Below are 22,197 nucleotides of genomic sequence, written 5' to 3' on the forward strand. Positions count from 1 at the left end.
CATGGAATGGATTCGTAATAAGTTTGGTTTGACTACATTTCAGCTGAAATGTATCGCTATCATATCTATGGTCGTTGACCATACCGGGGCCGTATTATTCCCCGGTAGCATGCTGTTCCGCTATATTGGGCGGATAGCTTTTCCGATATTCTGCTTTCTGCTCGTGGAGGGCTTCATCCATACGAGCGACATACGCCGCTATATGGCCAGGCTTTTGATATTTGCTTTTGTGTCCGAGCTTCCATATGACCTGGCATTCCGGGGCACTCTTTTAGAGTTCGGATACCAGAATGTGTTTTTTACATTATTTTTGGGTGTCGTTCTAATGTATGTACTGCAAAAAGCGGCAGAGTGGCCGGTGAAGGCGATAGAAGTCTTGCTCGTGATGTGGCTGGCGGAGGTGCTTAAGACCGATTACGGTTCCCAGGGGATCCTGCTGATAGCAGCGTTCTTCCTGCTGCATGACCGGCTGTGGATGAAGCTTGCAGCGGGTACTGCATGGTGTTTCATCTGGAATGGTGCCGTGCAGAAGTACGGCGCGCTGGCAATGGTTCCGATAGCCTTGTATAACGGCGAACGTGGGCGGAGCATGAAGTATTTCTTTTATGCGTTCTATCCGCTGCATCTGCTCCTCCTGTATGGGATTGCCAGATGGATGATATAGTAAGACGTGGAAGTGGAGTAAGAGTTATGAAAGCATGGAAGCATTTTTGTACGATCAATCACCACAAGATGCTGGTGATGAAGCAGTGTTTCAAGGTTGGACTATACAAGCAGGGCCTTCTGCATGACATGTCCAAGTATTCGCCCTCGGAATTCCTCGTAGGCTGCAGATATTACCAGGGGACGAGAAGCCCGAACAATGCAGAGCGGGAAGATACCGGATATTCTACCGCATGGCTGCACCACAAAGGGCGGAACAAGCACCATTATGAGTATTGGATCGACTACAGCGCCGATCCTGAGGAAGGAATCGTCGGGCAGAAGATGCCGACACGGTACGTGATCGAGATGTTCATGGACCGGATCGCGGCGTCCAAGACATATATGAAAGAGGCATATACAGACGCCCATCCGCTGGAATACTATGATAAAGGTGCCGCCAAGCTCGGGAAGATGATCCACGAAGATACGGCGGCGCTTCTCCATCATCTGTTGAAGATGCTTGCAGAAGATGGCGAAGATAAGACATTTGCATATATAAGGAACGTAGTGATGGAATATAAAAGAAAGAGGAAACAGCGGTGACAGCACGCCGTTGTTTCCTCTTTTCTATCTGCCGTCCTGATTCAGCTGCCGGCTCCATTCCTTCACATAGTCCAGAAACTTTACTGTGGCCGGCGTAGGCGGAGCGTCTTTCGGACAGGCAACGCCAAGCGTGCGGGAGTAATGTTCTGTGAAAGAGCGCGTGCATACGTCGAAGGGGGCATTGTACAGAAGCAGCCGGGGCAGTATCGTGATGCCGAACCCTTTCTCTACCATCTTAAGCGTGGCAAAGTCCTCATTGAGCCTGTACTGTATCTTTGGCTTTATATTATTCTGCTTAAAGATATATCCGGTCTCATAATCAAGCCCGTCGGAGGAAAGCACGAAATTTTCGTTATTCACGTCAGACAGGGACACTGCTATCTTTTCAGCCAGAGGATGCGACTTGGGAGTCACAAGCATAAGCTCATCATTACCCATAGGGATGAACGGCAGATCCGGGACGCTGTAGCGGGATGCGAAGATACAGTCGAGCCTGCCGGTCTGGAGCTTCTCTTTCAGCGGATTAAAGCCGTCTACGGTCATTTCAAAACGGATATTCGGATACAGGTTCGAGAAGTGCTTCAATATGTCGGGCAGCCAGTGGTAAGAGATGCTTTGTATCGTGCCGATGCGGATATATCCGCTGTCCAGGCTGGTGAGGTTTGATGCGATCTGGCTGATCTTATTCTTCTCCCGGCAGATGATTTTTAACGATTCGATGATTTCCTCGGTATTCGGCATGAGGTCCATGCCGTGCTTTGAACGCTTGAACAGGGAAAAGCCAAGCTCTTTTTCAAAGTTCTTGATGGCCTGGCTGATGGCGGACTGCGTATAGTTCAGGCTGGCGGCAGTTTTGGATATGCTGTGGGTGTCGCATACGCTGAGGATAATCTCATATTTATTCATGGCAGCTCCTTCCTATTAGATATTTTAAAGCCTCTGTTCAAAACTACTTAAGTCTGAGACGGAAATCATGCATTTTTACTACATATAAGAAAAAATGAACATATCCTTAAGTAAAGCTGGCTTTTTTATCAGGACTTGTTTCTCTATTATAAACATATATGATAAATTATTGTCAAGCAAGTTATGAACAGGCGGCGGACAAAATGTAAGGAGGAGAAATCATATGGGAACAGAGTTTTGGAACGGGGCAGAAGCTGCCCACAGAAGGGTCATGATGAAAGCGGCAGGATATTCGGATACGGATATCAGGAAGAAGCCCCACATCGGAGTGCCGAACTCTTATATGGCAGGCTCTCCGGGATCTGCACACCTGAGGCAGATAGCAGAAGCGGTGAAGGAAGGGATCTGGGCGGCCGGAGGCGTACCGGTCGAGTTCGGGATTCCGGCAACGTGCGGGAACATCGCCAATGGCGCGGAAGAGCTGAAGTATGAGCAGGTGGGGCGTGACATCGTGGCGATGAGCGTCGAATTTGTCACGAGGGTACATAACTTTGACGGGCTCGCAATGATTGCTTCCTGCGACAATATCATAGCAGGATGCTATCTGGCGGCAATGCGTCTGGACATTCCGTCGATGATCGTAACAGGGGGTTCGATGCAGCCCGGACAGCACTGTGGGAAGACTGTCGTAGAAGCAGATCTGGATGCCGCACGCTTTTCCGGGGCAGATGAGGAGTCGCTTATGGAGATGGAAGATAACGTATGCCCGTCCTTTGGGGCATGCCCGTCTATGGGGACTGCCAACACGATGCAGATGCTCGGCGAAGTGCTTAATCTTGTTCTTCCGGGAACATCCACGATACCGGCTTCTGACAATGCGAAGCTCAGAAAGGCGAGAGAGGCCGGCATGTATGCGGTAGAGATGGCCAAGGCAGGGAGAAGGCCTTCAGAACTTATCACGAAAGAGGTGCTGCATAACGCCATCATGTTTGACATGGCGGTTGCGGGATCCACCAACGCGGTGCTCCACCTGTTGTCATACGGCTATGAACTAGGTATTGAGCTCACGCTGGAAGACTTTGAGAGATATGCCAAGGATATTCCGTGTATAAACGCCGTCGTACCGAGCGGGCCGTATACGGTCGTGGACTTCCACTATGCAGGCGGAGTGATGAACGTGATGAAGATGCTGGAGAGCAAGCTGTACACGGATGCGCCCGGCATGTACGGGACGCCATGGTCTGATATGCTTGCAAAAGTGGCGCCTCAGGAAAATAAGGTCATCCACTCTTTGGAACGCCCTCTGTTCCATGAGCCGGGTCTTAAGATACTCAGGGGAAACCTGTCGCCGAATGGAGCCATCGTACGGCCTACGGCAGTTTATGAAGAAGTGAAATATATGAGAGGCAAGGCGAAAGTGTTCGAGGGGGACCGGGCAGCATTTGACGCTATCCAGGCAGGCGAGATCGTGCCCGGCGATATCATCGTCATCCGTTATGAGGGCTGCAAAGGTGCTCCGGGCATGAAGGAGCTGATGCTGAGCATAGATGCCCTTATCGGGCTCGGGCTGCACAAGAGTGTCGGATTGATTTCCGATGCCAGGTTCTCAGGTTTCAACTATGGGGCGATCATCGGCCACGTGTCACCGGAAGCCTATGACGGCGGCAATATCGCTCTTGTGCAAGACGGAGATGAGATTGTCATCGATATCCCTGGAGGGGAAGTGTCCATGCTCGTTCCGGATGAAGAGCTGGCAAGGAGAAGAGAGAAGTGGGTATGCCCGCCGCTTAAGGAGGAAAAAGGCTGCCTCAACATCTATGCCAAGATGTGCCGGCCGGCAGAAGAAGGCGGGGCTATGCAGCCATGGGATCTTGGCGCCAGATTCAAAAGATAGAGTTCTGCAATCGTCTCATAATTAGTGTCCCGGGATACCAGACTTTCTGGCCTCCGGGACACTGATACCGGTAAAAGCCGTCTGTCAGGGCGGCGTCCGGATGGGATGAAAAAAGATGAAAAAATTGAGAAAATTTGTTGACATTTGGACCAAGTCATAGTAATATATTCTTCGGACGGTTTAAGTCATGCGGAAGTGTCGGAACTGGCAGACGAGCAAGACTAAGGATCTTGTGAGCAATGCGCTCGTGTGGGTTCAAGTCCCATCTTCCGCAGTTTGCCGGAATGCTGAGAAGCTTCAGAACAGAAGCTTCTCAGCATTTTTTTGTCCGCATATTGAGAAGATGGAACATAGACGGGTATTTTTGTAATAATACAATAATAATTGTCGAAATCCGGGGGATATGATGGTAGAATAGCCTTATAAGAAACTGTCGGAAGTTGATGTTGAAGACAGGATGAAACGAGGGAGGATGGTACATATGGAAACGATTATATGCCCAAAATGTGGAAAAGAGGTGAGCGGCAATTCAATATACTGCTCGTATTGCGGCTGTCCGATAAGCAGAGAAGCCGGATCTGGCAAAGAACAGATGTCCGGCACGCGCCGCATAAAACGGAACAATATGATATTGATGATAGGGATAATTGCAGCCGTTATGTTAGGGATTGTGATTTTTGCCGTTCTTAAGCCCACCGGCAGCAAGGAATACTGCGAAGGATTGAGATGGGGATCATCTGTCAGAACAGTAGAAAAGAAGTATCCGGATTGGACTTACGATGAGGACAACAGTTATTTTGACCTGGTAGATTCATTAGACGGATATCATTCAGAGGGCGATATGATAGACATGAATTTCTGCTTCGATGAGAATGATAAGCTGGAGAAGATTGAAGCCAGCATAGTCAGCGAAGATATAGGAGATGCCATTTTATATTATGTGGGCTACTTTAACAAAATCTATGATGAAGATTATGAAGCGACCTACAACACGAAATACAGGTGGTACGGGGATAAGACTAATATTTCCATGACTGCCACAGATGTCTTATTAGTAATTACATATGAAGACGCTAAGTAAGGGCTGCGGCTGCTAATCCCTTGGTAGACAAGCTGCATCAGCCGATGGGCATCGATGATGGGACAGTAACGGCCACGGTCAGCATCGGGGCTTCCTACTACCCTGAAGACGGCAGAGATTTCTACGACTTATACCGAAGGGCCGACAGCGCCTCTACCGCAGGAAGTCGATGAACCGCGACGGTTTCTGCCTTGCTGCCCGATTTGAACCACCGGCAGAGCGACAAGATAAAACTGAAAAATAAAAAAAAGATAGCGGAGGACATAGAGCAGATATGTCCTCCGTTTTTGTCTGCCTGGAACACCGTATAGAATAATACGCTGAGCTTGAGGGCATGTTAGTACTAAAAATGCGGGAAAAAGGAAAAGACTAATAATTCTGATGAATTAAAAAAATGCAATAAAAAGTCTAACATTATGTATCGCATGGTGTATAATGAAGTTAAATAATGGAAATTGCGATAGGGGTCAGACCCCTGCTGCACTGGGGGACAGACCCCTATGAAAATGGAGGGATTTGTATGCTGGAGAAGTTGGATTTAACAAAATCATTGAGCAAGTCTGAATATAGGGATAAGATGTTGGAATTTGAGCCAAAACTTGGAAAACTACAGCGGGAGTGCCGGGAGCTTGGCATTCCGGTCATGATCGCTTTTGAAGGCTACGGTGCGGCCGGCAAGGGCGTGCAGATTAGCGAGCTCATCCAGGCTTTGGATCCGAGGGGCTTTGAAGTGCATGCAGTGAAGAATGAGACGGAGGAAGAACGGATGCATCCGTTCCTGTGGAGGTTCTGGACGAAGATGCCATCGAGAGGACGGATCGCAATCTATGACAGCACATGGTACCGTAAGGTGCTCATCGACCGGTTCGATAAGAAGACGAAGAAGAAGGACCTGTCGGCGGCCTATGATTCTATCTGTTCTTTTGAGCAGCAGCTGACGGACGACGGCATGGTGCTGATCAAAATATTTCTGGCTATAGATAAGAAGGAACAGAAGAAGCGGTTCAAGAAGCTGCTGGAGTCTAAAGAGACGGCGTGGAGAGTCAGCCAGGGAGACAGAAGGCGCAACAAGGATTTTGCGCGGTATGAAAAGATGAACGAAGATATGCTGGCCCGGACCGACACGGACTATGCGCCCTGGAATATCGTGGAGGCGACAGACCGCCGGTTTGCCGCGGCGAAAATATATTCTATCGTAATCCAGGCACTGTCAGACCGTATCGAATGTGTGAGGAAAGAGATAGAAGAAAGAGAAAATGTCAAGGTATATACGGCCGAAGACCTTCAGGAGCTGTCGGGGGGAGAGGCAGATAAAGATAAGAGGCTTAAAGAGTCCATACTGGCGAAGGCAGACTTGAGCCTCACATACAGTAAAGAAGAGTATAAGAAGAGGCTGGAAAAGCTGCAGGACAAGATGGCAAAACTGCACGGAGAACTGTACCGGAGAAGGATACCGGTCGTGCTTGGATTTGAAGGATGGGACGCGGGAGGAAAAGGCGGCGCGATCAAACGGCTGACAGCCAAGATGGATCCGAGAGGATATGTCGTGCGTCCTACGGCATCGCCAAATGATATCGAAAAGGCCCACCATTATCTGTGGCGGTTCTGGACAGCCATGCCGAAAGCGGGTCACGTAGCCATATTCGACCGTACCTGGTACGGAAGGGTGATGGTAGAACGTATCGAAGGCTTCTGTACAAGAGGAGAGTGGCAGAGAGCCTATAAAGAGATCAATGATATGGAAAAGGACCTGACAGATGCTGGCGCCATCGTAATGAAATTCTGGATGCAGATTGATAAAGAGGAACAGGAGCGCAGATTCAAAGCCCGCCAGGAGAATCCGGAAAAACAGTGGAAGATTACAGATGAAGACTGGAGGAACCGGGAGAAATGGGACCAGTATGAAGAGGCGGTCAATGAGATGCTCATACGTACATCTACGGCTAAGGCCCCATGGATAGTCGTGGAAGGAAACTGCAAGTATTATGCAAGAATCAAAGTTCTAGAGTCGGTAGTGGACGCGATCGAAAAGCGTCTGGAGGCGGAAAAGAGGGATGATTGATGAGAAACCATGAGGTGACGGAAATACAGCCCTTGCTGACAGAAGACGGCTCTCTCAGAGAGCCCGGGTGGTCGAAAAGGCTCGTACAGCAGTATGACAGGCGCCAGATCAAGGCGCCCAGGTTCAGGATCAAAGAATGGGATTACTATCTTGTGCTGAACGAAGATTATGCAGGGGCGTTTACCATATCGGATGACGGCTATATCGGACTGCAGTCCGTCTCGCTGCTGAATTTTAAGGAAGGGTGGGAACATACAGAGACGATACTGAATGCATTTCCGATGGGAAGATTAGCCCTGCCTGCCACTTCAGAGTCAGGCGATACCGTATACAGGGACCGGCGTCTGCAGATGAGCTTTGCGGTCAGTGAAGGGCAGCGCCGCATCACGTGCCGCTTTGAGAACTTTTATAATGGAAAGCCTTTCTCATGCGATATCCTGCTCCATCAGCCCGACATGGACACGATGGTGATTGCGACACCGTGGAAGAATAAAAAGACGGCATTCTACTATAACCAGAAGATAAACTGCATGAAAGCGGAAGGAACCATGCATTATGATGGAAAAACTTATACGTTCCGTCCAAAGTCCGACTACGGAACGCTCGACTGGGGCCGGGGCGTGTGGACATATGACAACCGGTGGTACTGGAGTTCCGGCAATGCCACGGTTGACGGGGCGCCCTTTGGGTTCAATATCGGATACGGGTTCGGAGATACTTCGGCAGCTTCCGAAAATATGTTATTTTACGGCGGCAAGTGTCATAAATTAGATGATGTGACCTTCCATATTCCTGAGGAGGATTATATGAAGCCGTGGACATTCACGTCAAGCGACGGACGGTTCGAGATGGACTTTGAACCGGTTCTTGACAGGGCGGCCAGGACATCAGCCCTCGTCATCGTGACAGATCAGCATCAGGTGTTCGGCAAAATGAGCGGACGTGCGGTACTGGACGACGGGAAAGTGATAGAAGTAAAAGATATGATGTGTTTTGCAGAAGATGTACATAACAGGTATTAAAAGAGCGGAGGATTGAGGATGACGATCAGGGAACAGCTGGAACGAAGGGAAATCGAATACTTGAGTCCATATGCTACGCTGAGCAAGGATTCCCGGGGAAGGAAGAAAGAAGAGGAAGAATGTGACATCCGGCCCGTATTCCAGCGGGACAGAGACAGGATCCTGCACTGCAAGGCGTTCCGGAGGCTGAAACAGAAGACGCAGGTGTTCCTGCTTCCGAAAGGGGACCACTACCGCACGCGGCTCACCCATACGCTGGAAGTCTCGCAGAATGCCAGGACAGTGGCCAAGGCGCTGCGCCTGAACGAAGATCTGGTGGAGGCCATCGCACTGGGCCATGATCTCGGGCATACGCCGTTCGGCCATGCGGGAGAGCGGGCGCTTAACGATGTCAATTCAGACGGGTTCCGCCACAATGAACAGAGTGTCAGGGTAGTAGAATGCCTGGAGAAGCAGGGCGAAGGCCTGAACCTTACGTGGGAGGTACTCGACGGGATATTGAACCATAAGTCCAGCGGCAGCCCCCACACGCTGGAAGGGCAGATCGTACAGCTGTCGGATAAGATTGCCTATATCAACCATGACATAGATGATGCCGTACGGGGAGGCATCCTGAAGGAGGAAGATATTCCTGCCAGGTATACGGATGTACTGGGCAATACGACCAAAGTGAGGCTCGATACGATGATCCACAATGTCATCACCAGCAGCATGGACCAGCCAAAGATCAGCATGTCGCATGAGGTGCAAGAAGCTACGCTCGGACTTCGGAGATTCATGTTTGAGAACGTATACCAGAATCCTACGGCAAAGGGTGAAGAAGTCAAGGCTGTCAATATGATTACCAACTTGTATGAGTATTATATAAGGCATATGGAACTTCTGCCCGCACAGTATCTGTCCATGATGGATGCAAACGGGGTGAGCCAAGAACAGATCGTGTGTGATTACATTGCCGGAATGACGGATACATACGCAGTAAAGAAGTTTGAAGAATTTTTTGTACCGGAATCTTGGAAAATTTAAAGGAAATCTAATAGTTTTGTCGAATACTATATATGAGGACATTTTTACCCGGAGCAGTATAAATGTATCTGCGCCGGGTATCTCAGCGTATATATAGGAGGGGCGATGTATTATTCAGATGATCTGATAGAAGAAGTGAGAGCAAAAAATGACATAGTAGATGTGATTTCAGGTTATGTGAAACTGCAGAAAAAAGGAAGTTCCTATTTTGGATTATGTCCGTTTCATAATGAAAAGTCGCCGTCATTCTCGGTCAGCAGGCAGAAGCAGATGTATTACTGCTTCGGGTGCGGGGCTGGAGGCAACGTCTTTACATTCATAATGGATTATGAAAATTATACCTTCGTGGAAGCGCTCCGGTATCTTGCGGAACGCGCGGGTGTCGAACTGCCGGAGCAGGACGATTCCGAAGAGGCGAAGAAAAAGGCGGGGGTGAGGGCGACCCTGCTGGAAATCAATAAGCTGGCGGCCCAGTTTTATTACGCGCAGCTGAAGGACGCAAGAGGGGAACACGCGTTGGGCTATCTGAAACGCCGGGAGCTGAGCGACGACACGATACGCGCTTTCGGGCTCGGATATTCCGGCAAGTCCGGAGAGGAGCTGTACAGGTACTTGAAGTCTAAAGGCTACTCGGACGACATATTGTTTAAGGCGGGACTGATCGCGTTTAACGAAAGAAGCGGTCCTTATGACAAGTTCTGGAACCGTGTCATGTTTCCGATTATGGATGCCAACAGCAAGGTCATCGGATTCGGCGGCCGTGTGATGGGCGACGGACAGCCTAAATACCTCAACTCTCCGGAGACGATGATATTTGACAAGAGCAGAAACCTGTACGGCCTCAACCGGGCAAGGACCTTCCGGAAACCGTACTTCTTGCTCTGTGAGGGATATATGGACGTGATATCGCTGCACCAGGCCGGATTCGGCAATGCGGTAGCCTCGCTCGGAACAGCGCTTACTTCAGGACATGCCTCGCTGATACGAAGGTATGTGGAAGAAGTCTATCTGACCTATGACAGTGATGAGGCGGGGACGAAAGCGGCACTCAGGGCCGCGCCGATTCTAAAAGAAGCCGGAATCACTGCGAGGGTCATCCGCATGGAACCGTACAAAGACCCGGATGAGTTCATCAAGAACCTGGGAGCGGAGGCTTTCGAGGAACGGATCGGCAAGGCGCGGAATGGATTCATGTTCGGCCTGGAAGTTCTGGAGAAGCAGTATGACATGAAGTCTCCGGAAGGCAAGACAGAATTCATGCGGGCGGCCGCCACAAGGCTTACAGAGTTTGACGAGGAGATTGAAAGGAATAATTACATAGAAGCAGTAGCGGGCGCATATCACGTCGGCTATGAAGATCTGAGAAAGCTGGTCGGGAAGATGGCAGTCCAGAAAGGGCTGGCAAAGCCTGTCGTCAGGGCTAAGACAGCGTCCGGTCGTGAGAAGGAGAACGGGATTGTCAAATCCCAGAAGATACTGCTTACATGGCTGATCGAGGAAGAAAGCATCTTCCGGCAGATTGAAAAGTATATCAAGCCTTCTGATTTCTCGGGAGAGCTGTACCGGACGGTTGCACACCTTCTGTATGAACAGTATGATGCAGGGGAAGTGAATCCTGCAAAGCTTATGAATCATTTTACGGATGAGGAAGAGCACCGGGAGGTTGCAGGCCTGTTCCACACGAAGATCAAAGAGCTTTCAACAGCCGCTGAGCAGGAGAAAGCACTGAAGGAAACGGTAATACGGGTCAAGAGCCACAGCATCGAGGAAGCTACACGGAACCTGGAACCTACGGATATCCAGGGACTACAACGGTTGATGGAAGACAAAAGAGCCCTGCAGGACCTTGAAAAACTGCATATTTCTATCAATTAAGGATAAAATATAAACAAGCAATGAGAGGATGGACACTACATGGAAGAAAACACAGTGAAATTTGAGGAGAAATTAAAAGAACTGGTATCTCTCGGAAAAAAGAAGAAAAGCATTCTGGAGCTTCAGGAGATTAATGATTTCTTCTCTGACATGGAACTTGAATCTGAACAGATGGAACGAGTGTTTGAGCACCTGGAAGCGAACAATATCGACGTGCTGCGCATCAGTGGAGACGACGATGATATCGACGATGCGGATATCATCATCTCCGAAGAAGATGAGGTAGACGTCGAGAAAATAGATCTCACTGTTCCGGACGGCATCAGCATAGAAGATCCGGTCCGCATGTACCTGAAAGAGATTGGTAAAGTTCCGCTTCTTACGGCGGATGAGGAAGTCGACCTCGCTAAACGGATGGCAGACGGGGACGAGGAGGCCAAAAAGAGGCTGGCGGAAGCCAACCTTCGTCTTGTAGTCAGCATCGCCAAGCGTTATGTAGGGCGCGGGATGCTGTTTCTTGACTTGATTCAGGAAGGGAACCTGGGACTGATCAAAGCGGTAGAAAAGTTTGACTATCATAAAGGGTTTAAGTTCAGTACGTATGCCACATGGTGGATCCGCCAGGCGATTACAAGAGCGATTGCCGACCAGGCAAGAACCATCCGGATTCCGGTCCATATGGTGGAGACGATCAACAAGCTGATCCGTGTGTCCAGACAATTGTTGCAGGAACTGGGAAGGGAACCTACGCCAGAAGAGATTGCGGCTGAACTGGACATGCCGGTAGAGAGGGTGAGGGAGATTCTTAAGATCTCACAGGAGCCGGTATCGCTTGAGACACCGATCGGTGAGGAAGAAGACAGCCATCTCGGCGATTTCATACAGGATGACAACGTACCTGTACCTGCAGAGGCAGCAGCGCAGACACTTCTGAAAGAGCAGCTTGACGAGGTGCTGGATACGTTGACAGAGAGGGAACAGAAGGTGCTCCGCCTGAGATTCGGCATGAATGATGGACGGGCCCGCACGCTGGAAGAAGTCGGCAAGGAATTTGACGTCACGAGGGAACGGATTCGCCAGATTGAGGCGAAAGCGCTCAGAAAGCTGCGTCATCCGAGCCGCAGCAGAAAATTAAGAGATTATCTGGATTAAGGAAGAGGCGCCTATGGAACTATCAAAAAGACTGCGAGCAGTAGCCGGTCTTGTGACAGAGGGCGCCTCTGTCGCAGATATCGGAACTGACCACGGATATATGCCGATCTATCTTATCACGACCGGAACCGCCAGGAAGGCGATCGCTTCGGATATCAATGCAGGACCGCTTGATAGAGCCAGGATACATATTCAGGAGAGCGGCATGGCCGGGCGGATAGAGACGAGGCGTTCGGACGGACTGAAGGCTATCAGGCCCGGAGAGGCAGATACGATGATAGCGGCCGGAATGGGCGGGGGACTGGTCATCAAGATCCTGGACGACGGAAAAGCTGTGACAGGGCAGATGAAAGAGCTGATCCTCCAGCCCCAGTCTGAGGTTAAGAAGGTGCGGGGCTATCTGATTGGCCATGGCTTTTCCATATCGGAAGAAGATATGGTGGAGGAAGAAGGAAAATACTACCCTGTGATGAAGGCAGTACACGGAACCTCTAGTGCATATACGGATGCGGAACTGCTCTATGGAAAGCGTCTGTTACAACAGCGGCATCCCGTATTAAAGGAATACCTGTTAAGAGAGAAGCGTATAAAGAATGATATAGCCGTCCGCCTGGACGGCAGCAGAAGCGTGCGCTCCAGAGAGCGCAAAAACGAGATCGAAAAGGAGCTTCGCCTTATAGAAGAAGCGCTTGGCTGCTATCGATAGCAGAGAGGAAGGATATAGTATGCTTTGTCAGGAAATCATAGATATCATAGAGAAGAGCTATCCCGAAAAGTACGCCCTGGATTGGGATAATGTAGGGCTGCTTGCGGGCAGGGATGACAAGGAAGTAAAGCGTGCCTATGTAGCACTGGATGCGACGGACGAGGTCGTTGAAGCTGCGGTGGAGCAGGGGGCGGATATGCTTATCACCCATCATCCGCTTATATTCGGTGCGCTGAAGCAGGTGACGAACCGTAATTTTATCGGACGACGCATTATCAAAATGCTGCAGAACGACATATCTTATTATGCGATGCACACGAATTATGATGTGCTCGGCATGGCGGACCTGTCCGGGAAGATGCTCCATCTTCATGACGCCAAGGTGCTGGAAGTGACCTGGGACGACGGATGCCAGGAAGGAATCGGCAGAGTGGCAGATTTAGAGGAAGCCATAACGCTCGCAGAATGTGCCGCGGCAGTTAAAGACAGCTTCAATCCGGGACCGGTCAAGGTATTTGGAGACCTTTCCTGCAAGGTAAAGCGCATCGCCATATCGCCGGGAGCAGGTAAGAGCATGATCGGGGCGGCGCTCGGCAAGAAAGCGGACGTACTTGTCACGGGAGATATCGACCATCATACAGGCATTGACGCGGTGGCGGACGGGCTCTGCATCATAGATGCGGGGCATTATGGGGTAGAACATATCTTTGTCCAGGATATGAAAAGATATCTGGAAGAGAATGTTCCGGGCATAGAAGTGGCTGCCGCGCCCATCCGGCATCCGTTTGTAATCATTTGACCTTAGTGCACCGATGCCGCAGGCCGGATGCCAGGAGAAGGAGGAAGATATGGATAAGGAATTGTACAGCGTACAGATAGGGGATGAGATCAAGCGCTACAAGAGCGGGACTACATATGAGCAGATAGCCCGGGAATACCAGAAGGACTATCCTTATGACATAGTGCTCATATTTGTGAACGGACGGCTCCAGGAGCTTTACAAGTCGTTGAAGTCCGACTGTGTCGTCAGCTTTGTGACGACGGCGGATAATATCGGTCACAAGACGTACAAGAGAAGCATGAGCCTCATGCTCGTCAAGGCCGTTTATGACGTGGCCAACCATGTGGCCATCGACAAGGTAAGAATCCATTATGCGGTGAGCAAGGGGTATTACTGTACGATAGAAGGGGACATTGAACTGAACGAGGAATTTCTGCATAGAGTAGAGGCGCGGATGCATGAGATGGTAGAGATGGATATGCCGATCCAGAAACGAAGCATCCACACGGACGATGCCGTGGCGCTGTTCCGCCAGCATGGGATGCGGGATAAGGAACGGCTGTTTGAATACCGCAGAGTGTCGAAGGTCAACATATACAGCATGAATGAATTTGAGGACTATTACTACGGATACATGGTGCCAAGCGCCGGATATCTGAAGTATTTTAAGCTGTACCCGTTTGATGAAGGATTCGTGATCCAGATGCCGGTGGAAGAGGCGCCGGATATCGTGCCTCCGTTCGAGCCGCAGAATAAATTGTTCCAGGTGCTCAAGGAGTCCACGAAGTGGGGGGATATGCAGGGCATCGAGACGGTCGGGGCGCTGAATGACAAGATAACGAAGAGCGACGTGCGGGAAGTCGTGCTCGTACAGGAGGCCATGCAGGAGAAGAAGATTGCAGAGATCGCCTCAGAGATAGCCGGGCGTCCGGAGATTAAATTTGTCATGATCGCAGGCCCGTCCTCTTCCGGAAAAACGACATTCTCACACCGGCTTTCCATCCAGCTTCGGGCAAACGGGCTCGTTCCGCATCCGATAGCCGTGGACAATTATTTTGTGGAGCGTGAAGACAATCCGAAGGATGCGGCCGGGAATTATGATTTCGAGTGCCTTGAGGCTGTGGACGTAGACTTGTTTAACAGACAGCTCCGTGAACTGACGGAAGGAAAAGAAGTCATCATACCGAACTTTAACTTCGTAACGGGGCACAAGGAGTATACGAACAAGCCGAAGAAGCTCGGAGAGAACGATGTGCTCGTAATCGAAGGGATCCACTGCCTGAATCCGAAGCTTACCGAACAGCTGTCAGATGAAAATAAATATAAGATATATATCAGCGGCCTGACGCAGCTGAACATCGATGAACACAACCGGATACCGACCACTGACGGAAGGCTGATCCGGAGAATCGTCCGGGATGCGAGGACCCGCGGTTCATCCGCCAGAAGGACCATCAGCATGTGGCCGTCCGTGAGAAGGGGAGAGGAGCGGAACATATTCCCGTTCCAGGAGGAGGCGGACGTGATGTTCAATTCTGCCCTCATCTATGAGCTTGCAGTCCTGAAGCCCTATGTGGAAGCCCTTCTGTTCGGCATCGAGAAAGACTGCGTGGAATATATAGAGGCAAAAAGGCTGCTGAAGTTCCTCGATTATTTTGTGGGGATCGGAAGTGAATATGTGCCGACAAATTCACTGCTCAGAGAATTCATCGGCGGAGGCTGCTTCAACGTGTAAGGAAAAGGAGGCAGGACGGCGGAGGGAGAATTACAGCTTCATGTCGTCCGGCAGCGGAGAAATGAATTCCATCTTTTTCCCTGTAATGGGATGTGAAAATGTGAGCCGGTGGGAGTGGAGCGCCTGCCGGCTTATTATCGTATAGTCAGGGTGATACAGGAAATCACCCGGCAGGGGATGGCCGATATGCTTAAGGTGCACGCGGATCTGGTGCGTGCGCCCGGTATCGAGCGTGACAGACAGGAGAGAATACCCGCCTCTGTAGTCGAGCCGTCTGTAATGTGTACAGGCGTATTCGCCGCCGGATACATCCACGCAGCGTTCGATGGTGGATCCGGTACGGCGGGCGATAGGGGCGGTGATGGTCCCCTCTTTCGGAGTCAGGCCTTTGGCCAGAGCCAGGTATTCACGAACGATTCGCCTTTCTCTAATCATGGCTGACAGCAGAGAGGCGCTCAGCATATGTTTCGCGATGATGAGAAGCCCGCTCGTATTCTTATCCAGACGGTTGATGCAGCGGTATGTAAAGGAGATGCCCCGCAAGCTGTAATAGCAGACGAGGGCATTGGCCAGCGTGTTGTCATGATTGCCATGGGACGGGTGGATGGGCATGCCGGCCGGCTTGTCAATGACGAGGATATCTTCGTCTTCATACATAATATGCAAGGGAAGGGGAACCGGCAGTATGCCGGAGGAACCTTCCCTTTCCTGTATGGTAACCGTAAGCTTGTCCCCTTCTGTAAGCGTATCCCCGGTCCTGGCCCATTCTCCATTCCGGCAGATGCCGTCCGGTGTCCGTTTCAGATGGGTGATTATGGTACGAGAATATCCCCGGCTTTTTAGAAAGCTGAGGATATCCGTCCCTTCGTATTCTTTTGAAATGCGGTAGTCAAGTACCCGTTCCATGCTGCACCTCCAGCTACTTGGATTTTACTTCCCGCCACAACTCGTTATATATGGCGTCGTTCTCATCTCCGAGGAACCGGAATGTCTCACATCTGTCCAGATCCTTGGCAGGGGGGAAGGCTATCGGATTGTTCCGGAGCGATTCGTCCTCGATCAACGCGCGTCCTCCCACATTCGGGGTAGAGTAGGTGATATAGTCGAAGTTCATCTTGGCGATATCCGGGCGGCACAGGAAGTTGATGAACGTTTCCGCATTTTCCTTGTGCTTAGCATTCTTAGGGATAACCCAGGAATCGACCCATACATTAGAACCTTCCTTCGGTATGACGTATTGGAGGTCCGGGTTCTCCCATTGGGTGTATATGGCCTCCCCGGAATAGATTACGCCGATGGCTGCCTCATTGCCGATCATCTTATCACGTACCTGGTCTATGACGTAAGCCTGCACGAGCGGCTTCTGTTCGATCAGCAGCTTCTTGGCTGCCTCCAGCTCATCCAGGTCCGTGGAGTTCAACGAGTAGCCGAGGTATTTCAATGTGATTCCGAAGGCATCGCGGACGCTGTCCTGCATCAATATGTTATCCTTGTATTTTTCATCCCAGAGCACGCTCCAGCTGTCGATAGGTTCATCCACCATCGTCTTATTGTACAGTATACCGACAGTTCCCCATGTGTATGGGACGGAATACTTGTTATCAGGGTCAAACTGGCGGGACATCTCCATATAGGTGTCACCAATCTCTTTTATATTTGGTATATTGCTGAAATCAATCTCAGCCAGCAGATTATTTTCAATCATCCGCTGGATCATATAATCCGAAGGACAGACTACGTCGTAGGCAATCGCACCGGACTGTATCTTCGGATACATGATTTCATTTGTCTCAAATTCCTCATACACGACATCGATGCCGGTCTCTTCCTCAAACATGGCAATCGCGTCCGGATCCAGGTATTCTCCCCAATTGTACACGATGACCTGGTTATTTCCGCCGTTGTCGGCCCTGGATCCGTAGAAGACGCCTCCGACGATTACCACTACGGCCATCATGACCGGAACGATTTTGCGGAAGAGGAGGCGGCTTAACTTATGTCTGCGCTGCAGCTTTACCGGTTCTCGTCTGCGCCCCTGCTTCTCCTCAGGTGATATGTTTACGAGGATGAGCAGAAGAAGCACGGTGACGAACATGATTGTAGACAAGGCGTACATCTCCGGCTTGATCCCTTTGCGTACCTCACTGTATATCTTCGTGGACAGGGTGTCTACGCCCGGCCCTTTTGTAAAATGCGTGATGATGAAATCATCCAGCGACATCGTAAAGGCCAGGAGAAAACCGGAGGACACCCCGGGAAGGATATCCGGAAATACGACCTTGAAAAATGCGTGGACAGGGGAGGCCCCGAGGTCCAGCGCCGCTTCATAGGTGCTCTTGTTCGTCTGCTTAAGCTTCGGCGTGACGCTTAATATGACATAAGGGATATTAAACGTTATATGCGCCAGCAGAATCGTAGAAAAACCGAGGGAGAAGCGGAACGCGATGAACAGAAGCATCAGCGAGATACCTGTCACGATATCCGCGTTCAGCATCGGTATGTTGGTGACACCCATCATAAATGTGCGGAACCTGTTCCTGAGCGCCTGGATGCCGATCGCTGCGGCTGTTCCGATGACCGTCGCTATGAGGGCGGAGAGCAGCGCGATGATAAGCGTCGTATATAAGGCATTCATTATCTGGTCGTTGCGGAACAGCTCCACATACCATCTCGTTGTAAATCCTCCCCATTTGGAACGTGACTTGGACTTGTTGAACGACAGTATCATCAAGGTCACGATCGGCGCGTAGAGAAGGATCAGGATTAAGGTGAGATAGACTCTCTGTAATACGCTCTTCATCAAAATGCTGTCCCCTCCCCGTCTTTGTCATATTTGGCGATAAGCGCCATGCTGATGATAATGAATACCATAAGTACAAGCGAAAGCCCGGAACCTACATGCCAGTTGCTTCCCTGCTTGAATTCCTGTTCGATGACATTGCCGATGAGCAGTATCTTGCTCCCTCCGAGCAGGTCGGAAATGACAAATGTAGTAAGGGCCGGGACAAATACCATCGTAACCCCGCTTATGATGCCTGGTACGCTTAAGGGAAGGATGATACGCAGGAATGTCTGGACGCTGTTGGCGCCAAGGTCTCTTGCAGCGGCGATGATATCTTTGTCTATCTTAGAAAGTACGTTATATATCGGCAGCACCATGAACGGCAGGAAATTATATACCATACCCAGTACGATGGCATAGGGCGTATTGATAATGTCCAGTGACGGCAGGTGCAGGAGCTCGAGTACGACGTTGATGATACCGTTCTTTTCCAGCAGGTTCTGCCATGCCAGCGTGCGCAGAAGGAAATTCATCCACATGGGAAGGATGAAGATCAGTACGATAAAGCTCTGCTGGTTCACCCCCAGATTCGTGAGGATCATGGAGAGCGGATAGGCGAGGATAAGGCAGAATACCGTGCTGACGAAAGAGAGCAGCAGCGCCAGCCCGAGCGCTTTCAGATTCTCCGGCGTGGTTATCCTGGCGATATTGAGAAACGTGAACCCTCCGTTTTTGCCCGTGAACCCATAGTACAAGATCATGAGCAGAGGTATGATGATAAAGGCAGCACACCAGAACATATAAGGCCCTGCCAGCAGCTGCTTCATTTTCTTATGTTTATTCTTCAATGGTAACCGCCTCCGCATCTTCAGATTCAGGTTTTTTCATAATCTGTATATCAAAAGGGTTCACCTGTATCCCTACTTCGGTCCCAACTTCAACCATGTCCGTGCTGTGCACGAGCCACTCGAAGTTGTTGGCCGTCACTTCCATCTCGTAATGTACCCCCTTGAAGATAAGGTGGGTCACTACCCCTTCGATGATGCCATCTTCCGGCTTCACGAGGTCAATGTCCTCGGGGCGGATGACGGCATCCACAGGCCTGTTCCGGCCAAAGCCGACGTCAACACACGGAAAGCTGGCTCCAAGTATTTTCACAAGCTTGTCCTGGACCATCGTCGCGGGGAGTATATTGCTTTCTCCGATGAAGTCAGCCACGAAGGCATTCTTCGGCTCATTATATATGTCCTCCGGCGTACCGATCTGCTGGATGTATCCCTGGTTCATGACGACGATGGTATCGGACATGGTAAGCGCTTCCTCCTGGTCATGGGTGACATAGACGAATGTGATGCCGAGCTCATTTTTCAACCGGATGAGCTCATACTGCATATCCTGGCGCAGCTTCAAGTCGAGCGCGCCAAGAGGCTCGTCGAGAAGGAGGACCTTCGGCTCATTTACAATGGCCCGGGCGATGGCAATCCGCTGCTGCTGGCCGCCGCTTAAGGAATCTGGCGTACGGTCCTCGAAGCCTTCCAGATTGACAAGCTTGAGGGCATAGCGGATCTTGTCATTGATATAAGACTTGGTCTTACCTTTGATTTTCAGTCCAAAAGCGATATTTTCTGCAATCGTCATATTTGTAAAGAGGGCATATTTCTGAAAGACCGTATTCAGCTGACGCTTGTTTGGCGCAAGGTCTGTAATATCTTTCCCGTCAAAGATTACCTTTCCTGTATCAGGAGTCTCGAATCCTCCGATAATCCTCAAAAGAGTAGTCTTACCACAGCCGCTCGGGCCGAGCAGCGTTAAAAATTCGTTTTCCCTTATATAAAGGTTCAAGTCATCGAGCACAAGATTATCCCCGAAAGATTTAGAGACATTTACAATATCGATTAATTTGTTAGACATAGCTTCCTCCTGATTCGCATATTTAAAAACTAGGCGGGGTACTCACCCATATGACGGCTGCCCCTGTCGTTTTATTTCCTTCTATATAGTGTTCAGAGTGGGGCGTAAAATAAAAGGCTTCGCCTTTCCTGGCACTGTATATCTTCTTGCCGATATGAATCTTGATGCTTCCCTTGAGCACATAGCCGAACTCTTCCCCTTCATGGGGGACGTCAAGGCAAGTGGAGCCGCCCGGCTCAAGCGTCAGCCGGATCGGTTCCATCATATTCTTCTGAGCGTTCGGAATAATCCATTCCGTCTTGTTCTTAAGCCCTGTATCAATCTTCTCAAAGTAATCCTCATCGTGGAAGACGATCTGTTCCTCCGTTTCTTCGCTGAAAAAATCATTGATTGTCGTCCCCAGCACTTGCAGCAGGTCCACGAGCGTGGCGATGGAAGGTGAGGTGAGGTCTCTCTCGAGCTGTGAGATGAACCCTTTGGAAAGTTCGGCACGGTCCGCCAGCTCTTCCTGTGTCAGGTCCTTGGCGATACGCAGTTCCTTCAGTTTTTTTCCGATATCCATGAACGTCCTCCGTTAATGTATGGTTGTAAAAGTAAAAATAAACATAAAGTTTAGTATTTCTTAACTGGCGTGCAAGATCTATTATACTATATCCGTCAGAAAGTTCAACATTTTTTGAGAAATTTCTTATCAAGCATATGCAAATATTACTGCAAGCGATGTGATTGAGGCATATGTGGGAGCAAGACAGGCTGAGGACGGGGAGGAGGGAGCCCACTTTACTTCCCCCTATTGCAGTAGAAGCGCTCCAGCCATTCCATCCGTGCAGACATGTTGGCCATCAGCAGATCTGCCAGCGTGACCGCTACCATAGATTCAATGACTACGACCGCCCGGGGAACGATAACGGGATCATGACGGCCTGTGATGGTGATTTCAGTATTGCTGCCTGACCTGTCGACGGTTTCCTGTGGACGGGCGATGGAAGGGGTAGGTTTTACGGCCGCCCGCAGCAGGATAGTACTGCCGTCGCTCATGCCGCCGAGGATACCTCCCGAGTGGTTGGTTTTTTTCGTTACCTGCCCGTCTGCGGCCTGGAAGGCGTCATTGTTCGTACTGCCCGTAGCAACGGCGGCACGAAAGCCATCGCCTATTTCTACACCTTTTACGGCGCCGACGGACATGACTGCTTTGGCCAGGCCGGCGTCCAGCTTGTCAAAGACGGTCTCGCCAATGCCTGCGGGCATCCCTGTTACAGCACATTCGATGATGCCGCCGGAGGAATCCAGATTTTTGATGCACTGTTCCAGATATGCGGCCGCCTTGGCTGCATACTCGTTATTCGGCATATAGAGGTCATTTTCATGGATGCAGTCATAATTATACGCAGAACGGGGTACAGTAATAGCACCGATTGCCGCCGTATAGGCCGTGACACGTATGCCGACAGAGGCGAGCAGGCGGGAAGCGACCGCACCGGCGGCCACCCTGCCGATCGTCTCTCGTCCGGAGGAACGTCCGCCTCCCCGGTAATCCCGGATACCATATTTGCAGTCAAATGTATAATCCGCATGTCCGGGACGGTAGCAGTCCTTTATCTTACCGTAGTCCCGGGAGCGCTGGTCCTGGTTCTTTATGAGGATCGAGATGGGCGTGCCGGTCGTCCTGCCCTCAAATACGCCGGATAATATCTCTGCCTGATCGGATTCCTTCCGTGCAGTGGTATACCGGCTCTGGCCCGGCCTGCGGCGGTCCAGGTACTCCTGGATATCTGTATCGGTAAGCGGGAGCCCTGCCGGACAGCCGTCGACTACTACACCGACAGCCGGGCCGTGGGACTCTCCCCAGGTTGTGATTTTAAATAAGGTTCCGTATGTTGATCCTGCCATGCTTTGTCTCCTTTGCTGTGTGATACATAATCCTATTATACCCGTAATCACTAAATCTTCAAGAATTCTTCAGCAATTTTTCACGAATTTGCACTGTACTTTTGACAGGCATCATATTATAATAGA

General features: G+C 50.4%; 20 protein-coding genes and 1 tRNA gene. 14 read left to right on the forward strand and 7 right to left on the reverse strand.

The window, feature by feature from the left end:
- The first annotated feature begins 1 nt into the window (after window position 1).
- Together E1963_RS02285 and E1963_RS02290 are read left to right on the forward strand one after the other, a co-directional pair.
- On the forward strand, window positions 2-664 hold the full coding sequence (locus E1963_RS02285) for a TraX family protein (protein WP_132274767.1): 663 nt from the start codon (window positions 2-4) through the stop codon (window positions 662-664).
- Between the two features lie 26 nt (window positions 665-690).
- Window positions 691-1,248 (forward strand): DUF5662 family protein, encoded by a 558-nt coding sequence (locus E1963_RS02290; protein WP_132274769.1) that lies wholly within the window; start codon window positions 691-693, stop codon window positions 1,246-1,248.
- Between the two features lie 24 nt (window positions 1,249-1,272).
- Here E1963_RS02290 and E1963_RS02295 read toward each other — a convergent pair whose 3' ends face one another.
- The gene (locus tag E1963_RS02295) at window positions 1,273-2,154 is read right to left on the reverse strand and encodes a LysR family transcriptional regulator (RefSeq protein ID WP_132274772.1); all 882 of its coding nucleotides are present in this window, start codon (window positions 2,152-2,154) and stop codon (window positions 1,273-1,275) included.
- A gap of 223 nt (window positions 2,155-2,377) precedes the next feature.
- Between E1963_RS02295 and ilvD the strand changes: the two genes are divergently transcribed.
- The 12 genes from ilvD (at window position 2,378) to E1963_RS02355 (ending at window position 15,488) form a co-directional block, all read left to right on the forward strand.
- Window positions 2,378-4,048: a dihydroxy-acid dehydratase gene (ilvD, locus tag E1963_RS02300; RefSeq protein ID WP_132274774.1), complete on the forward strand. Its 1,671-nt coding sequence runs from the start codon at window positions 2,378-2,380 to the stop codon at window positions 4,046-4,048.
- A 189-nt stretch (window positions 4,049-4,237) separates the two neighbouring features.
- A tRNA-Leu gene (locus E1963_RS02305) sits at window positions 4,238-4,322 on the forward strand.
- A 207-nt stretch (window positions 4,323-4,529) separates the two neighbouring features.
- Complete coding sequence (locus tag E1963_RS02310; protein ID WP_167482090.1) at window positions 4,530-5,129, forward strand: zinc ribbon domain-containing protein; 600 nt, start codon at window positions 4,530-4,532, stop codon at window positions 5,127-5,129.
- Window positions 5,130-5,149: 20 nt separating this feature from the next.
- Window positions 5,150-5,302, forward strand: coding sequence for a diguanylate cyclase (locus tag E1963_RS02315; protein ID WP_132274780.1), 153 nt, complete (start codon window positions 5,150-5,152; stop codon window positions 5,300-5,302).
- Window positions 5,303-5,649: 347 nt separating this feature from the next.
- The gene (gene pap, locus E1963_RS02320) at window positions 5,650-7,191 is read left to right on the forward strand and encodes a polyphosphate:AMP phosphotransferase (protein ID WP_132274783.1); all 1,542 of its coding nucleotides are present in this window, start codon (window positions 5,650-5,652) and stop codon (window positions 7,189-7,191) included.
- On the forward strand, window positions 7,191-8,213 hold the full coding sequence (locus E1963_RS02325; protein ID WP_132274785.1) for a DUF2804 domain-containing protein: 1,023 nt from the start codon (window positions 7,191-7,193) through the stop codon (window positions 8,211-8,213). The genes pap and E1963_RS02325 overlap by 1 nt, the downstream gene beginning before the upstream one ends.
- An 18-nt stretch (window positions 8,214-8,231) precedes the next feature.
- Complete coding sequence (locus E1963_RS02330) at window positions 8,232-9,239, forward strand: deoxyguanosinetriphosphate triphosphohydrolase (RefSeq protein ID WP_132274788.1); 1,008 nt, start codon at window positions 8,232-8,234, stop codon at window positions 9,237-9,239.
- Window positions 9,240-9,344: 105 nt separating this feature from the next.
- A complete protein-coding gene (gene dnaG / locus E1963_RS02335) occupies window positions 9,345-11,114 on the forward strand; it encodes a DNA primase (RefSeq protein ID WP_132274791.1) in 1,770 nt (589 codons plus the stop codon).
- A gap of 39 nt (window positions 11,115-11,153) precedes the next feature.
- Window positions 11,154-12,266: an RNA polymerase sigma factor RpoD gene (rpoD, locus tag E1963_RS02340; protein WP_066575176.1), complete on the forward strand. Its 1,113-nt coding sequence runs from the start codon at window positions 11,154-11,156 to the stop codon at window positions 12,264-12,266.
- Window positions 12,267-12,279: 13 nt separating this feature from the next.
- Window positions 12,280-12,972: a tRNA (adenine(22)-N(1))-methyltransferase gene (locus E1963_RS02345; RefSeq protein WP_132274794.1), complete on the forward strand. Its 693-nt coding sequence runs from the start codon at window positions 12,280-12,282 to the stop codon at window positions 12,970-12,972.
- Between the two features lie 19 nt (window positions 12,973-12,991).
- Window positions 12,992-13,771 (forward strand): Nif3-like dinuclear metal center hexameric protein, encoded by a 780-nt coding sequence (locus tag E1963_RS02350; protein ID WP_132274798.1) that lies wholly within the window; start codon window positions 12,992-12,994, stop codon window positions 13,769-13,771.
- A gap of 49 nt (window positions 13,772-13,820) precedes the next feature.
- Complete coding sequence (locus tag E1963_RS02355; RefSeq protein ID WP_132274801.1) at window positions 13,821-15,488, forward strand: nucleoside kinase; 1,668 nt, start codon at window positions 13,821-13,823, stop codon at window positions 15,486-15,488.
- Between the two features lie 30 nt (window positions 15,489-15,518).
- Here the strand turns inward: E1963_RS02355 and E1963_RS02360 are convergent, their stop codons facing one another.
- From E1963_RS02360 to aroC, 6 genes are all read right to left on the reverse strand, one after another.
- Window positions 15,519-16,394, reverse strand: a complete 876-nt coding sequence (locus E1963_RS02360) for an RluA family pseudouridine synthase (protein WP_132274804.1) — start codon at window positions 16,392-16,394, stop codon at window positions 15,519-15,521.
- 13 nt (window positions 16,395-16,407) lie between these two features.
- Window positions 16,408-18,288: an extracellular solute-binding protein gene (locus tag E1963_RS02365; RefSeq protein WP_330570656.1), complete on the reverse strand. Its 1,881-nt coding sequence runs from the start codon at window positions 18,286-18,288 to the stop codon at window positions 16,408-16,410.
- A complete protein-coding gene (locus E1963_RS02370; protein WP_132274811.1) occupies window positions 18,288-19,136 on the reverse strand; it encodes an ABC transporter permease in 849 nt (282 codons plus the stop codon). Before E1963_RS02370 ends, E1963_RS02365 begins: the two co-directional genes overlap by 1 nt.
- The gene (locus E1963_RS02375) at window positions 19,108-20,181 is read right to left on the reverse strand and encodes an ABC transporter ATP-binding protein (protein ID WP_132274814.1); all 1,074 of its coding nucleotides are present in this window, start codon (window positions 20,179-20,181) and stop codon (window positions 19,108-19,110) included. Before E1963_RS02375 ends, E1963_RS02370 begins: the two co-directional genes overlap by 29 nt.
- A 22-nt stretch (window positions 20,182-20,203) precedes the next feature.
- Window positions 20,204-20,743 (reverse strand): helix-turn-helix domain-containing protein, encoded by a 540-nt coding sequence (locus tag E1963_RS02380; RefSeq protein WP_132274816.1) that lies wholly within the window; start codon window positions 20,741-20,743, stop codon window positions 20,204-20,206.
- Window positions 20,744-20,961: 218 nt separating this feature from the next.
- Complete coding sequence (aroC, locus tag E1963_RS02385) at window positions 20,962-22,071, reverse strand: chorismate synthase (protein ID WP_132274819.1); 1,110 nt, start codon at window positions 22,069-22,071, stop codon at window positions 20,962-20,964.
- Window positions 22,072-22,197 lie beyond the last annotated feature (126 nt).

The sequence above is a fragment of the Extibacter muris genome, assembly GCF_004345005.1.
Classification (GTDB): Bacteria; Bacillota; Clostridia; order Lachnospirales; family Lachnospiraceae; genus Extibacter; species Extibacter muris.

Coding starts and splice junctions, on each gene's coding strand:
- E1963_RS02285 (WP_132274767.1), top strand. CDS start 2: ATGGAATGGATTCGTAATAAGTTTGGTTTGACTACATTTCAGCTGAAA.
- E1963_RS02290 (WP_132274769.1), top strand. CDS start 691: ATGAAAGCATGGAAGCATTTTTGTACGATCAATCACCACAAGATGCTG.
- E1963_RS02295 (WP_132274772.1), bottom strand. CDS start 2,154: ATGAATAAATATGAGATTATCCTCAGCGTATGCGACACCCACAGCATA.
- ilvD (WP_132274774.1), top strand. CDS start 2,378: ATGGGAACAGAGTTTTGGAACGGGGCAGAAGCTGCCCACAGAAGGGTC.
- E1963_RS02310 (WP_167482090.1), top strand. CDS start 4,530: ATGGAAACGATTATATGCCCAAAATGTGGAAAAGAGGTGAGCGGCAAT.
- pap (WP_132274783.1), top strand. CDS start 5,650: ATGCTGGAGAAGTTGGATTTAACAAAATCATTGAGCAAGTCTGAATAT.
- E1963_RS02325 (WP_132274785.1), top strand. CDS start 7,191: ATGAGAAACCATGAGGTGACGGAAATACAGCCCTTGCTGACAGAAGAC.
- E1963_RS02330 (WP_132274788.1), top strand. CDS start 8,232: ATGACGATCAGGGAACAGCTGGAACGAAGGGAAATCGAATACTTGAGT.
- dnaG (WP_132274791.1), top strand. CDS start 9,345: ATGTATTATTCAGATGATCTGATAGAAGAAGTGAGAGCAAAAAATGAC.
- rpoD (WP_066575176.1), top strand. CDS start 11,154: ATGGAAGAAAACACAGTGAAATTTGAGGAGAAATTAAAAGAACTGGTA.
- E1963_RS02345 (WP_132274794.1), top strand. CDS start 12,280: ATGGAACTATCAAAAAGACTGCGAGCAGTAGCCGGTCTTGTGACAGAG.
- E1963_RS02350 (WP_132274798.1), top strand. CDS start 12,992: ATGCTTTGTCAGGAAATCATAGATATCATAGAGAAGAGCTATCCCGAA.
- E1963_RS02355 (WP_132274801.1), top strand. CDS start 13,821: ATGGATAAGGAATTGTACAGCGTACAGATAGGGGATGAGATCAAGCGC.
- E1963_RS02360 (WP_132274804.1), bottom strand. CDS start 16,394: ATGGAACGGGTACTTGACTACCGCATTTCAAAAGAATACGAAGGGACG.
- E1963_RS02365 (WP_330570656.1), bottom strand. CDS start 18,288: ATGAAGAGCGTATTACAGAGAGTCTATCTCACCTTAATCCTGATCCTT.
- E1963_RS02370 (WP_132274811.1), bottom strand. CDS start 19,136: ATGCGGAGGCGGTTACCATTGAAGAATAAACATAAGAAAATGAAGCAG.
- E1963_RS02375 (WP_132274814.1), bottom strand. CDS start 20,181: ATGTCTAACAAATTAATCGATATTGTAAATGTCTCTAAATCTTTCGGG.
- E1963_RS02380 (WP_132274816.1), bottom strand. CDS start 20,743: ATGGATATCGGAAAAAAACTGAAGGAACTGCGTATCGCCAAGGACCTG.
- aroC (WP_132274819.1), bottom strand. CDS start 22,071: ATGGCAGGATCAACATACGGAACCTTATTTAAAATCACAACCTGGGGA.